This window comes from Dyella sp. BiH032, assembly GCF_031954525.1.
Taxonomy (GTDB): domain Bacteria; phylum Pseudomonadota; class Gammaproteobacteria; order Xanthomonadales; family Rhodanobacteraceae; genus Dyella_D.
In genome coordinates this window covers 4,224,931-4,238,773 of record NZ_CP134867.1, presented here as the reverse complement: position 1 = coordinate 4,238,773, position 13,843 = coordinate 4,224,931, and the positions used below count along the sequence as shown (strand labels likewise).

Below are 13,843 nucleotides of genomic sequence, written 5' to 3'. Positions count from 1 at the left end.
TATGGTTGCATTTCGTTGTGTGGACTGGCTTTTCGGGTAGTGCATAGAAACATGGAAGACAAGGCAAAAAGGACGGATTTCAGAGAGATGCGCAAGGGCGCGGAAACACCGCTGTGGATTTATCCGTCCACGCATCTCGATCGGTTGTTGAACGACCTTCAGGGCAACAGCTCCCTCATGTTCGAGGACGAGGGACTCGCCCGGTTCGACCGGCCCCGGTTGCGCCGGATCCGCGCGGACGCCCTGGCGCAGGCCGCCGCTGCCCTCATCGCCGCAGCGGCGGTGCGGCAGGCCATGCGCGCCTGGGCGGCCGACGGCTGGCGGAACGTTCCGGCCGGCAGCGTGCTGCGCGAGCACCTCGTGCAGCTGCGGCGGGAGGCGCGCCGATGGCGGCAGCTGGCCGAATACGCGGCTCGGTACCTTGCGTATCCGCGGCTGGCCAGGCTGCATGCGCGCAGCTGGTTGGCGAGGGCCCGCAAAGGCGATCACGCCGAGAGCCTGGCATCGAAGGCCGGTGACAATAACGCGGCCCCGAAAAAACGGCGCCGTGCCAGCCGTCGCGCGAGGGGCGGGCCCATCGCCCGCTGACGGCGCCGAGCCGAGTCCCATGGCTCTTGCCGCACTGGCCCTTTGCTCCGGGACGAAAGTGTGGCAAATCTAGGGCGATTCAGGTCATCGATTGGCGAGCGGCCGCTGTCTCATTCCAATGCCGCCCACAGCACAACCTACGGGGAGACTTCATCATGAAAGGAACGCACTCGTGAGCGCCCATCTCGCGACCGGTGCCGATGCGCGCAAGGAGCTGACGGTCCGCGGCGTGGTCATCGGCGTGGTCATCACGCTGCTGTTCACCGCGGCCAACGTCTTCTTCGGCCTGAAGGCCGGCCTCACCTTCGCCACGTCGATTCCGGCGGCGGTGATCTCGATGGCGATCCTGCGCAACTTCAAGGGTTCGACCATCCAGGAGAACAACGTCGTCCAGACCATCGCCTCGGCGGCGGGCACGTTGTCCTCGATCATCTTCGTGCTGCCCGGCATGATCATGATCGGCTGGTGGACCGGCTTCCCGTTCTGGACCTCGTTCGCCGTGTGTGCGCTCGGCGGCGTGCTCGGCGTGATGTATTCCATTCCACTGCGGCGCGCGCTGGTCACCAATTCCGACCTGCCTTACCCCGAAGGCATCGCCTGCGCCGAAGTGCTCAAGGTGGGCAGCGCCGACGAACACGAGGCCGCCGGCAGCGTGGAAGAGGGCAGGGCCGGCCTGATGGCGGTGCTGTGGGGGTCGATCACTTCGGCGGTGTTTGCGGTGGTGGTGGCGACCCAGGTGTTCGCGGCCGACGTGATCAGCTACTTCCGTGTCGGCAGCAAGGGCTCGGTCAGTGGCTTCGACTTCAATCTTTCCTTCGCGCTGTTTGCCATTGGCCACCTGGTCGGCCTCTCGGTAGGCATCGCCATGCTGATCGGTGCGCTGATCGGCTGGGGCTGGGGCGTGCCGTTCTATTCGCCGTTCGAGCAGGTCGCCGGCGGTGTGGCGGAGCTGGCCCAGGCCACCTGGAGCCACAAGGTGCGCTTCGTCGGCGCCGGCGCGATCGGCGTCTCCGCGATCTGGACGCTGGCCAAGCTGGTCAAGCCCGTGATCAGCGGCCTGACCTCGGCGATGGCCGCCTCGCGCGTGCGCAAGGCGGGCAAGGCGGACACGCTGCCGCGTACCGAACAGGACATCCCGATCGGCATCGTCGGCCTGATCACCCTGGCTTGCTTCGTGCCGATCGCGTGGCTGCTCGGGTATTTCGCCAATACCAGCGGCCTGGGCGATCACCTGGCCGTGCTGGCTGTGGGCGGTGTGGCCTACGTGGTGCTGATGGGCTTCTTCGTGTCCACGGTGTGCGGCTACATGGCCGGCCTGATCGGCTCGTCCAACAGTCCGCTGTCGGGCGTGGGCATCCTGGTGGTGATCGGCGCCGCGCTGCTGTTGGTGGCCGGCGTGAAGCCCTACGTGCCGGCCGAGGCCGGCAAGGCGCTGGTCGCTTTTGCCCTGTTCACTACCGCGGTGATCTTCACCGTGGCGGCCATCGCCAACAACAATCTGCAGGACCTCAAGACCGGCCAGCTGGTCGACGCCACGCCGTGGCGCCAGCAGGTGGCGCTGGTGATCGGCGTGGTCGCGGGCGCAGCGGTGATCCCGCCGGTGCTGGACCTGCTCAACAAGGCTTACGGATTCGCCGGCGTTCCCGGCGTGGGGCCCGCCGCGCTGCCGGCGCCCCAGGCGGGGCTGATCTCGGCCCTGGCGCAGGGCGTGATCACCAACAACATCGACTGGAGCCTCATCGAGGTCGGCATCGGGATTGGCGTCTGCCTGATCGTCATCGACGAGGTTCTGGCGCGTACCACCAAGATGCGCATCCCGCCGCTGGCGGTGGGCCTGGGCATCTACCTGCCCACGGCGAGCACGCTGATGGTGGTGGTCGGCTCGGTGGTGGGCTGGTTCTTCGATCGCCGTGCCGATCGCGGTCCGAAGCCGGAGGCCACCAAGCAGCTCGGCGTGTTGCTCGCCTCGGGCCTGATCGTCGGCGAGAGCATCATCGGCGTGGTGATCGCTGCGATCGTGGCGTTCTCGGGCAAGGGCACACCCCTGGCGCTGGTGCCGCCGTCGTTCGCCAATGCCGCGGAAGTGCTGGGTGGCGTCGCTTTCATCGCGGTCATCGCGGTGCTGTACCGCTGGGTCGCCCGCCTGGCGCGCCGCAACGCCTGAGCGAGCACGAACGTCGACGGGGCCGGCGGCTGCCATGGCGGTGTCACCTGCGGCGCCGCCATCCGTCCTACACTGCGCGGGCCCGTCGATCGGGCCCGCGTTTTTTTCGATCGCGCAGGCTGCTCCGGTTGCCGGGCAGGGGAATGCGAACTGACGGCGGACCGAGGCCGGTCGACACGCTATGCTTTACCGCTGCCGTGGCGCGGCCGAGCGTGCGCTCGTGTCCGCCCGGTGCGTGTGGGGTCTGCAAGGCGGGGGCGGGAAACGCCCGGCGTGCGCCGCATGTCCTGAATCGTGTCGTGGAGGCCGTGGTCGAGTGGTGGAGCAGAGAGGGGCGGAGGCTCCGGATCCGGGAGAAGCCCTGACGCGCCCTCGCTGGGCGTGGCTGCGCCGGCTCGCCGGCCCCCTGCTGTCCGTGGGCATGCTCTGCCTGGCCTTGTGGGCGCTGCACTCGCTGGCCAGCCAGGTGAGCTACCGCGAGGTCGCGCGCTACGTACACGGTCTGGAGAACCACCGCATCGTGCTCGCCGTGCTGCTTACCGCGGCCAGCTACGGCGTGATGACCCTCTACGACTGGTTCGGTCTCGCCTCGATCGGCCGCCGGCTGCCGCGCGCGCAGGTCACCCTGATCTCCTTCATCAGCTACGCCTTCAGCAATGCGCTGGGCATGGCCCTGCTGATTTCCGGCTCGATCCGCTACCGCTTCTACATCCAGGCCGGCCTATCCACCGCGGAGGTGGCGAGAGTCGTGCTGTACTGCACGGCCAGCTTCTGGCTGGGCCTGTTCGCGCTCACCGGCATCACCTTGCTGCTGGTGCCGGTGCCGCCCACGGTTCCGCTGGCCGCGCTGCGCCTTCCGGTTGCGATCGTGCTCACGGCGATCCCGCTGCTATGGGTGGCGGGCAGCCGGGTCTTGCGGCAACCGCTGAAGTTGTGGCGCTGGCGGCTGAGCTGGCCGTCGCCGGCGACGGCGGCGCGGCAGATCCTCACCGGCGCGGTGGACTGGGGCCTGGCGGCGTGGGTGCTCTACCTGCTGATGCCGAACGAGGTGGACACCGGCTTCGGTCACTTCATGGCGATTTTCGTGCTGGCGCAGATCGCCGGCCTGGTCAGCCACGTGCCCGGCGGCCTGGGCGTATTCGAAGCGGTGATGCTGGCCGGCTTCGGCGCCACCGGCAACGAAGGGCTGGAAGCGCCGATCCTCGGCGCCCTGGCGGCTTACCGCCTGATCTACTACTTCCTGCCGCTGTGTGCGGCCACCGTGGTGGTGTTGCTGCGCGAGGCCCGCGGCGCGGCCGGCAAGGTGCCGCTGGCGCCGTGGTTCACCGGCCTGCTGCCGCCGTTCTTCGCCGGGCTCACGCTGGTGTCGGGGGCGGTGCTGCTGTTCTCCGGCGCCACTTCCGCGCTGCCGGGGCGTATGGAGATCCTGCGCCACGTGCTGCCGCTGCCGGTGCTGGAGATATCCCATTTCTTCGCCAGCATGGTCGGCATGCTGCTGCTGATCCTCGCGCGCGGCTTGCAGCGCCGGCTGGATGCGGCCTACGTGCTGACCCTGGTGCTGTTGTTGCTGGGCGCGGTGCTGTCGCTGCTCAAAGGCATCGATTACGAGGAAGCGACGCTGCTCTCGCTGCTGGCGCTGTGCCTGGCGCCGGCGCACCGCTTGTTCTACCGGCGCGCGTCGCTGTTCAGCGCCTCATTCTCGGTGGGCTGGATCATTGCCATCCTCGCCGTGCTCGGCTGCGCCGGATGGCTGGTGTCCTTCAGCTACAAGCACGTGGAATACAGCACCAACCTGTGGTGGGAATTCAGTTTCTATCACGGCGGCGCTCCGCGCGCGCTGCGCGCCCTGGTCGGCGCTGCCGCGGTGGGCATGCTGTTCGCGCTCGCCAATCTGATCCGTCCGGCCCGGCCGCATCTCACGCTACCGGACGAAGCCGAGCTCGCGCGCGCGTTGCCGCTGATCAAGCACTATTCCTCTGCCCAGGCCCACCTCGCGCTGATGGGCGACAAGACCCTGCTGTTCGATCCGCAGAGCAGGGCCTTCATCATGTACGACGTGGAGGGTCGCAGCTGGGTCGCGATGGGCGATCCGGTCGGCGAGGACGAGGATGCCCGGCGCGAACTGGTGTGGACCTTCCGCGAGCAATGCGAACGCGCCGGAGGCTGGCCGTTGTTCTACCAGGTACGGCCGGACGATCTGGATCTGTACCTGGAAGTAGGCATGAACCTGCTGAAGATCGGCGAGGAGGCTCGCGTGAAGCTGGAAAGCTTCAACCTCGACGGCAAATCCAAGAAAGTGCTTCGCAACACGATGAACAAGCTCACCCGCGAGGGCATGCGCCTGGAGATCGTGCCCGCCGAGCGCGTTCCCGCGCTGATTCCCCGCCTGAAGCCGATCTCCGATGCCTGGATGCGCGACAAGGGCGTGCGCGAAAAGGGCTTCTCGCTGGGCACGTTCGACCCGGCCTACCTGGCGCGCACGCCCATGGCCCTGGTGTGGAAGGACGACGAGCTGGTGGCCTTCGCCAACCTGTTCCTCACCGAGAGCAAGGAAGAAGCCTCGGTCGACCTGATGCGGCATCTGCCTGACGGAACCTCGGGTGTCATGGACTTCATGTTCATCGGACTGATGCAGTGGGCGCGGCAGGAAGGCTATCGCTGGTTCAATCTCGGCATGGCACCGTTCTCCGGCCTGCAGAACCGGCGCACCGCGCCGTTGTGGAGCCGGCTCGGCGCCCTTGTGTTCGGGCGTGGCGAGCGCTTCTACAACTTCCGTGGCCTGCACAAGTACAAGGACAAATTCGATCCCGAGTGGGAACCGCGCTATCTCGCCGTGCCGGCGGGCATCGCGCTGCCGCTGGTGCTGGCCAATATCGCCAGCCTCATTTCGGGCGGCCTATCCGGTATGGTGCGCCGATGAAGCGAATCACCAAGATCATCGGCGGCCTGGCGCTCGCCGCTGCTGCCGTCGGCGTGCTGGCCTGGCGTCCCTGGCATCACGCCAGCATGGACGAATCCCTCGTCGTCGTACCGGCCAAGCCGGGCGTCAAGCCGATGGCGGGGCGCGACGACGTGGTCGCCATCTTCTATTCGGGCGATGGCGGCTGGCGCGACCTCGACCGGCAGTTGGGCGGCATCCTCGCCGACCACGGCGTGCCGGTGCTCGGCGTGAGTCTGCTCAAGTATTACTGGCGGGAAAGCACCGCTGAAGCCTCGGCTGCCGATCTCGACGCCTTGATCGACCAGTACACGGCCAAGCTCGGCAAGCGGCGCGTGTGGCTGATCGGTTTTTCGTTCGGCGCGGACGTGCTGCCGTCGGTCATCGAGCACTTGAAGCCGGAAAACCGAGCCCGCGTCGCGCAGCTCGTGCTGCTGTCGCCCAGCAAGGACGTCAGCTTCGAAATCGAGATGCAGGGCTACATGGTCGAGGGCTGGTTCAAGACGCAGACGCAGAACCTGTTCCAGTTGGTCAATCCGGTGAAGCACTACGATGCGCGCCCGCCGCTGCTGGCGCTCGATGGCCACCCGCCGGTAATGTGCTACTACGGCAAGGACGACGAGGACGACACGATCTGCGCCACGCAGGGTCTGCCGGCATGGATCAAGGTCTACCAGAAGCCCGGCGACCACCACTTCGACTACAACTACGAAGGGCTGGCACGCCAGATGATCGCCGACCTCCCGGCGGCCGCAGCCACGCCTTAGCCGGCCGCCTGGGCGGGGCACCCGATGCGCCGTCGGGCGGACATGACCTTCGGCCGATAAGCCGCTTGCGCGCCGGTGCTACGGTGCCGGGACAATCAGCCAAGCGGGGGACGCGTGATGGACCGTCGGGACTTTCTTCGTTCGTCGTTGTACGCGGGTTCGCTTGCCGCGCTGGGCACTGCTGTCGCGCCGGCCGCATCGGCGGCGTCTTCGCCCAAAAGTCCGGAAGACCCGCAGCATATCCGCCACACCGTGATCCTGATGGGCGACGACGTGCCCCGCTACGGGCGCGACGCCCTGGCCCGGATGGATGCGATCCTGCAGACGCGGGACAAAGCCGGGGACGTCTATCTCAAGCGCGGCGCGGTGGAGGAGCTCGAACAACGCTTCGCCCAGCTGCTCGGCAAGGAGGATGCGGCCTTCATGCCCACCGGCACGCTGGCCAACCAGGTCGCGCTGCGTCTGCTTTGCGGCGAGAAGCGGCGCGCGCTGGTGCAGCAGGAGAGCCATGTCTATTGCGACGAAAGCGACGCGGTCACCACGCTGAGCGAGATCAACCTAGTGCCATTGGCGCCGGGCCGCGCAGCACCGACGCTGGATGAAGTGGATGCGGCGATCGCCGTATCCGAGAAGGCGGCGTATCCGCTGCCGATCGGCGCGATCTCGCTCGAAAGCCCCGTGCGCCGCGCCGATGGCGCCATGGTGCCGCTGGAGACCGTGAAAGCGATCGCCGAGCGGGCTCGCGCCAAGGGCATCGGCATGCATCTGGACGGCGCCCGCCTGCTGCTCAACAGCGGGGCGGAAGGCTTTGCCGCAGAGGCGTATGCGGCGCCGTTCGACACGGTTTACGTCTCGCTATACAAGTACCTCGGCGCACCGTTCGGGGCGATCCTCGCAGGCACCAAGGCCACGGTCGCCAAGGCGCGCGATACGCGCCACATCTTCGGCGGCACGATCTTCCATGGCTGGCAGGCCGCCTTGCTCGCGCTGGATGGGCTCGACGGTTTCGCCGCGCGCTTCGCCAAGGTGCGCGAAGCGGGCGATCGTCTGCTGGAGGGGCTGGCCAAGGTCGATGGCTATGCCGTGCGGCGCGTGGAGCATGGCACCAACATCCATTTTCTTCAGATCGCCGAAGAACGGCGGCAAGGATTGCGCGAGCGCCTGGAGAAGGCCGGCGTCATGATCGCCGAGCCGCGCGATGGACGCCTCGCGCTCACCTTCAACGAAACCCTGCTGCGCAAACCCGCCGATGCCATCGTCAAAGCCTTCGCCGCCTGAGCGCAATCCCGGCATCGATCTGCTGCGCGGCATCGCCATTCTGCTGGTGGTGCTGCACCACATCGGGCTGCGCATTCCGCTGAAGAAAACCGCGCTGGCCGAGGTGCTGCCGGCGCGCCTGCTGAGCGCGCTCAATTTCAATGGTTACGAAGCGGTGTTCGTGTTCTTCGTGATCTCCGGCTTCCTGATCGCGAGCCATGCCATCCGGCGCTGGGGCGGGCTCGGGCGCATCGATGTGCGCGATTTCTACGCGCGGCGCTTCGCGCGCATCGTGCCTTGCCTGCTGGCGCTGGTGGGCGTGCTGAGCGTGTTGCACCTGCTCGGCGCGGCGGACTACGTCATCGGCCGGGAAGGGCAGTCGCTGCCGCGCGCGATCGTCGCGGCGCTCGGCCTGCACCTCAATTGGTACGAAGGGCAGACCGGCTACCTGCCGGGCAACTGGGACGTGCTGTGGTCGCTGTCCATCGAGGAAGTGTTCTACCTGGGCTTTCCGCTGGCTTGCCTGCTGTTGCGCCGCGAGGCCGTGCTCGCGCCGCTGCTGTTGCTGTTCGCCATGGCCTTGCCATGGTGGTTGTCCTCGCTGGATGGCGGCAGCGAGATCTGGAAGGAGAAGGCGTACCTGCCTGGCATGGCGGCGATCGCCATGGGCGTGCTCGGTGCGCTGGCATCGGCGCACTGGCTGGCGCCGCGCTGGGCGCGGCGAGCGCTGGCCTGCCTGGGTGTCGTCGGCCTTTTCGCCGTGTTCATCGCCATGCCGTGGTGGTGGCGATGGTTGCAGGACGGCGTGATGCTGCTGCTCACCTTCGCGGCGCTGTGCGCGCTGGTGGCCTGTGACCAGGCCGAGCGGGCCGGCCTGCGCCACCCGCTGCCGGGCTTCGGTTGGCTGCGCCGCTGGGGACAGCTCAGCTACGAGATCTACCTGACGCACATGTTCGTCGTATACGGCGCCGTGCGGCTGTTCCGCGCCGCCGGTGGCGACATGGCGCGCGGCTGGCTGTGGTACCTGCCGGTGCTCGCGCTGTGCTGGGCGCTGGGGGCCATGGTGGAGCGCTACGTTTCGTCGCCCAGCGAGCGCTGGCTCCGCGCGCGGCTGCAGCGTCCGGCGCCGGCGCTGGGGTCCATGGCGATTGCCGCCGATTGATGCGGCCTACAGCTCCAGCAGGTCCCGTCCGATCACCAGCTGCCCGTTGAAGTGCGGCGCCACCGCGCCGCGCCAGACCTCGTCCGTCAGCGACGCGTCGCCGCCCGGCACGAAGTGCGTCAGCACCAATGTCTTTACGCCTGCTTCGGTGGCGATCCGGCCGACCTGCTCGGTGGTGGTGTGGCTGGCCAGCAGGTGTTCGCGCAGGCGCCCGGCGTTCGGCTCGGTGGCGATGAGTTTCGCCAGCGCCGGTTCGTACATCACCTCATGCACCAGTACGTCGGCGCCGCGAGCCAGGTCCACCAGCGCGGAGGTGGGACGCGTATCGCCGGAGAACACGATCGAACGGTCGGATGTGTCGAAGCGGTAGGCAAAGGCCGGCGCGACCGGCGGATGGGCGACCAGCGCGGCAGTGACTTTGACGCGTTCGTCGCGCATGACCACGCCAGGCTTGGTCAATTCGTGCGGCACGATCAGCGGGGCGAGCGGCGGCCGGCCTTCATCGACGATGCGGGTGCGGATGTCGGCCTCGTTCATGTGCAGGAAATCGCGTGTCATCGCGACCAATGGCGGCGGGCCCCAGGTATCTACGCGGGTATGCAGGCGCGCCGCCCAGGCCAGCCACAGCAGGTTGCCGTAGTCAGCGTTGTGATCGGAATGCTGGTGGGTGAGGAAGACGTGCCGGATGGCGCCCAGATCGAGCCCCGCCTTGACCATCTGCCGGGCCACCCCGTTGCCGCAGTCGACGACGTACACCACGCCGTCCACGACCACTGCGTTTGCCGGCGCCGCGCGATCGGGCTTTGGCGTCGGGCCGCCGGCGGTGCCGAGCAGGATCAGCCGCGTGCGCGATGGCGATGCCTTCGGCGCGGCGAAAGAGAGTGGTGCCGTCGCGACCGCGCCCAGCGCGACGCTGGCAGTGCGCAGCCAGCGGCGGCGGCTCGGATCGGCAAGATGGGAACGCGGCATGCACGGCTCCTGGGCAGGCGGAGTCGCCCGACTATGCCGCGCGAACGGGCGCCGGGAAAGCGCTCAGCGATACAGATTGATGGAGTCGCGCAACGCCTGCGTGGCCTCGCGAGCCTTCTCGGCGAAATCCTCGCCGTCACCGGCATAAAGGATGGCGCGCGACGAGCTGATCATCAGGCCGGTACCCGCCAGCGTGCGGCCATGCTGCACCACGGCCGCCACGTCGCCGCCCTGTGCGCCGATCCCCGGCACCAGCAATGGCATGTCGCCGACCAGCGAGCGCACTTCGGCCAGCTGCTCCGGCCAGGTGGCGCCAGTGACCAGAGCGCAGTTGCCGTGCACGTTCCAGTCGCGCGCGACCATCTCGGCCACGCGCTGGTACAGCGGGCGGCCGCCGACGTCGAGATCCTGCAGATCGGAAGCGCCGGGGTTCGAGGTGTGGCACAGCAAGATCACGCCCTTGTCGGCGCGATCCAGGAACGGCTGGATCGAGTCGCGGCCGAGATAGGGGTTGAGCGTCACCGCATCCGCGCCGTAGCGCTCGAAGGCTTCAGTGACGTAGTGCTGCGCCGTGCTGCCGATGTCGCCCCGCTTGGCGTCGAGGATCACCGGGACGCGGGGATGGCGCTCGTGGACGTGCGCGATCAGGCGTTCCAGGGCCTCTTCCGCACGCAGGGCGGCGAAGTGGGCGATCTGCGGCTTGTACGCGCACACCAGGTCCGAAGTGGCGTCCACGATGGCGGCACAGAATCGGTAGACGGCGTCGGCATCGCCGCGCAGGTGAGCGGGAAATTTCGCCGGCTCGGGGTCGAGGCCGACGCAGACCAGGGAGTGGTTGCGCTGCCATGCGGCTTGCAGGGATTGCATGAAGTGCATGTCTTTACTCCCTAGCCTCACCCCTTCACCCATCCCCCTTCGGGGAGAGGGCAGGGTTAGGGGCGGGTCTTGCGATGACTGGTTGTTTGGAGCGTGCTTCTTTTGAAGGTGGGGGTTCGCTGCAAAGTAAGGCGTGGCTTGCTTGCTGCTGCTTCATCGCTCCGCCCGGTCCTTCATCCCAACCCTCTCCCCGGAGGGAGAGGGAGCATGGAGCGGTTACGCCAGCTTCTTGTACTTCACGCGGTGCGGCTTGGCGGCTTCGTCGCCCAGGCGGCGCTTCTTGTCCGCCTCGTACTCGTTGTAGTTGCCGGGGAAGAACTCGACGTGCGAGTTGCCCTCGAACGCAATGATATGCGTGGCGATGCGGTCCAGGAACCAGCGGTCATGCGAGATGACCACGGCGCAGCCGGGGAATTCGAGCAGCGCATCTTCCAGAGCGCGCAGGGTCTCGACGTCCAGGTCGTTCGACGGCTCGTCGAGCAGCAGCACGTTGCCACCCTGCAGCAAGGTCTTGGCCATGTGCAGTCGGCCGCGCTCGCCGCCGGAGAGGTTGCCGACGATCTTCTGCTGGTCGGTGCCCTTGAAGTTGAAGCGGCCGATATAGGCGCGCGACTGGATCTCGAAGTTGCCGATGGTGAGGATGTCCGAACCGCCGGACACTTCCTGCCACACGTTGTTCTTCGCATCGAGCGCGTCGCGCGACTGGTCCACGTAGGCCAGCTTCACCGTATGGCCCAGCTTCACTTCGCCGGAGTCAGGCTGCTCCTTGCCCATGATCATCTTCATGAAGGTGGACTTGCCGGCGCCGTTCGGGCCGATCACGCCGACGATGGCGCCCGGGGGGATCTTGAACGACAGGTCCTCGATCAGCACGCGGTCGCCGAACGACTTGGTGACGTTCTTGAACTCGATCACTTCCTGGCCCAGGCGCTCGCCCGGCGGAATGAAGATCTCGTTCGTCTCGTTGCGGCGCTGGTACTCGACCGAATTCAATTCCTCGAAGCGGTTGAGGCGCGCCTTGCCCTTGGACTGGCGGCCCTTGGCGGCCGAACGCACCCACTCCAGTTCCTTCTCGATCGCCTTCTGGCGCGACTTCTCCTGCTGGGCTTCCTGCTTGAGGCGGGCATCCTTCTGCTCCAGCCACTCGGTGTAGTTGCCCTTCCACGGGATGCCGCGGCCGCGATCCAGCTCGAGGATCCACTCGGCGGCGTTGTCCAGGAAGTAGCGGTCATGGGTGACCGCCACGACGGTGCCGGGGTAGCTCTGCAGGAACTGCTCCAGCCAGTCCACCGACTCGGCGTCCAAGTGGTTGGTCGGCTCGTCGAGCAGCAGCATGTCGGGCTTGGAGAGCAGCAGGCGGCACAGCGCGACGCGGCGCTTCTCGCCGCCGGACAGCGGGCCGATCTTGGCGTCCCACGGCGGCAGGCGCAGCGCGTCGGCGGCCACTTCGAGCTGGCGCTCCAGCGCATGGGCATCGTTCACGGCGAGGATGCTTTCCAGTTGCTCCTGCTCTTTCGCCAGCTTGTCGAAGTCGGCGCCTTCCTCGGCATAGGCAGCGTAAACCTCTTCAAGGCGCTTCTGCGCGTCGAGGACGACGGAGACGCCTTCCTCCACCGCTTCGCGCACGGTCTTCTCCGGATCGAGCTCCGGCTCCTGCGCCAGGTAGCCGACCTTGATGCCAGGCTGCGGGCGCGCCTCGCCCTGAAAATCGGTATCCACGCCGGCCATGATGCGCAGCACCGTGGACTTGCCCGCGCCGTTCAGGCCCAGCAGGCCGATCTTCGCGCCGGGGAAGAAGCTGAGCGAGATGTCCTTGATGATCTGGCGCTTCGGGGGAACGATCTTGCTGACCCCGTTCATGGTGTAGATGTACTGCGAGCTCATGGAGCCTCCGGAGACGTGCGCGCCGCCGGCCCGAGGGGCTGGCGGGGGCACAGGGTGTTGGGTGAAAACCCGGGATTATAGCGGGTCGGCGCGTCTTCCCGGTGACGGCCCGCGCCGTGCCCCGGGTTCGCCATGCCGGATCTCCGGAGAGGCCATCCCGTGCTTTCAGGCTTGCGCGTTCCTGCCCTCGAGGGGAACGCCGAGATGGATCTGCTGATATCGACAGCGCCGGTTCCGCCGCCGCGCGGGCTGTGGCGCCTGGATGCATGGGCCGGCGGCTGGGCGGCAGGGCATGGCGCCTGGGCCCGCGCACTGCACGAGTTCGTCTGCTTCGGCCTCAAGCAGGCCTGGGCCTGCCTGTTCGGGGCCTGCATGCTGGCGCTGTTGCTGCTGACCTGGGCGTTCTACCCGGGCGATGCGTGGCTGGCGCGCTACGACTTCCTCACACTCGCAGCGCTCGCACTGCAATGCCTGCTGGTGGGCCTGCGCCTGGAGACGCGCGAGGAAGCGGTGGTCATCCTGGTCTTCCACCTGACCGGCACGGCGATGGAGGTCTTCAAGACCGCGATGGGCTCGTGGGAGTACCCGGAGGCCTCGGTGCTGCGCATCGGCGGCGTGCCGCTGTTCACCGGTTTCATGTACGCCTCGGTGGGCAGCTATATCGCTCGGGCCTGGCGGTTGTTCGATTTCCGCTTCACGCGGCACCCGTCGTTCGTTGCCACGGCATGGCTGGCGCTGGCGATCTACGTGAACTTCTTCGCCCATCACTTCCTGCCGGACATGCGCTGGCTGCTGTTTGCCGCGGTCGCCGCGTTATTCGGCTGCACCTGGATTTTCTTCCGCATCCGCCACGAACACCGGCGCATGCCGCTGCTGCTGGGTTTCGTGCTGGTCGCTCTGTTCATCTGGCTGGCCGAGAACGTGGGGACCTTCGCCGCCGCGTGGCGCTATCCGGCGCAGCGCGCCGGCTGGAGCGTGGTGCCGTTGAGCAAGCTGGGCTCCTGGCTTCTGCTGATGATCATCAGCTACGTGCTCGTCTCGGCGACCAAGCGGGCCGGTCGCCCCGGTGCTCGCTGAGGCGGCCGTTCCGGGCCTTTCCGGCCGTCCGTCCGGCGGGCGAAGGGGCGGCCGATACGCGCCGGTATGCGGTTTTCCGGGCCGTCCGGCGGTGGCTCCCCATGCCCCCTGGGCGCTACAATTTCGGGCTTCTTCCCCCCGCCGCCACCCGCAGAGGTCAG

At 67.5% G+C, this 13,843-nt stretch carries 10 protein-coding genes; 7 read left to right on the top strand and 3 right to left on the bottom strand.

Annotation, left to right across the window (positions count from 1 at the left end; translation table 11 throughout):
- Positions 1-51: 51 nt before the first annotated feature.
- From RKE25_RS18655 to RKE25_RS18630, 6 genes are all read left to right on the top strand, one after another.
- A complete protein-coding gene (locus RKE25_RS18655) occupies positions 52-588 on the top strand; it encodes a hypothetical protein (protein ID WP_311839587.1) in 537 nt (178 codons plus the stop codon).
- A 172-nt stretch (positions 589-760) separates the two neighbouring features.
- Positions 761-2,752 (top strand): oligopeptide transporter, OPT family, encoded by a 1,992-nt coding sequence (locus RKE25_RS18650; protein ID WP_311839586.1) that lies wholly within the window; start codon positions 761-763, stop codon positions 2,750-2,752.
- A gap of 316 nt (positions 2,753-3,068) precedes the next feature.
- Positions 3,069-5,672, top strand: coding sequence for a bifunctional lysylphosphatidylglycerol flippase/synthetase MprF (mprF, locus tag RKE25_RS18645; RefSeq protein ID WP_311839585.1), 2,604 nt, complete (start codon positions 3,069-3,071; stop codon positions 5,670-5,672).
- Positions 5,669-6,457 (top strand): AcvB/VirJ family lysyl-phosphatidylglycerol hydrolase, encoded by a 789-nt coding sequence (locus tag RKE25_RS18640; RefSeq protein ID WP_311839584.1) that lies wholly within the window; start codon positions 5,669-5,671, stop codon positions 6,455-6,457. Before mprF ends, RKE25_RS18640 begins: the two co-directional genes overlap by 4 nt.
- 117 nt (positions 6,458-6,574) lie before the next feature.
- The gene (locus RKE25_RS18635; protein ID WP_311839583.1) at positions 6,575-7,735 is read left to right on the top strand and encodes an aminotransferase class I/II-fold pyridoxal phosphate-dependent enzyme; all 1,161 of its coding nucleotides are present in this window, start codon (positions 6,575-6,577) and stop codon (positions 7,733-7,735) included.
- Positions 7,707-8,876, top strand: coding sequence for an acyltransferase (locus RKE25_RS18630; protein WP_311839582.1), 1,170 nt, complete (start codon positions 7,707-7,709; stop codon positions 8,874-8,876). The genes RKE25_RS18635 and RKE25_RS18630 overlap by 29 nt, the downstream gene beginning before the upstream one ends.
- 6 nt (positions 8,877-8,882) lie before the next feature.
- On the opposite strand, the gene RKE25_RS18625 is transcribed toward RKE25_RS18630, so the two are convergent.
- The 3 genes from RKE25_RS18625 to ettA all read right to left on the bottom strand — a co-directional run bounded on the left by RKE25_RS18625 (position 8,883) and on the right by ettA (position 12,605).
- Positions 8,883-9,845: an MBL fold metallo-hydrolase gene (locus tag RKE25_RS18625; protein ID WP_311839581.1), complete on the bottom strand. Its 963-nt coding sequence runs from the start codon at positions 9,843-9,845 to the stop codon at positions 8,883-8,885.
- A gap of 63 nt (positions 9,846-9,908) precedes the next feature.
- Entirely contained in the window at positions 9,909-10,721 is an 813-nt protein-coding gene (gene pyrF / locus RKE25_RS18620; protein ID WP_311839580.1) for an orotidine-5'-phosphate decarboxylase, read from the bottom strand.
- 216 nt (positions 10,722-10,937) lie between these two features.
- Positions 10,938-12,605, bottom strand: a complete 1,668-nt coding sequence (gene ettA / locus RKE25_RS18615; protein WP_311839579.1) for an energy-dependent translational throttle protein EttA — start codon at positions 12,603-12,605, stop codon at positions 10,938-10,940.
- A 204-nt stretch (positions 12,606-12,809) separates the two neighbouring features.
- On the opposite strand from ettA, the gene RKE25_RS18610 reads away from it, so the two are divergent.
- Positions 12,810-13,682, top strand: coding sequence for a DUF817 domain-containing protein (locus tag RKE25_RS18610; RefSeq protein ID WP_311839578.1), 873 nt, complete (start codon positions 12,810-12,812; stop codon positions 13,680-13,682).
- The last annotated feature ends 161 nt before the right edge of the window (positions 13,683-13,843 follow it).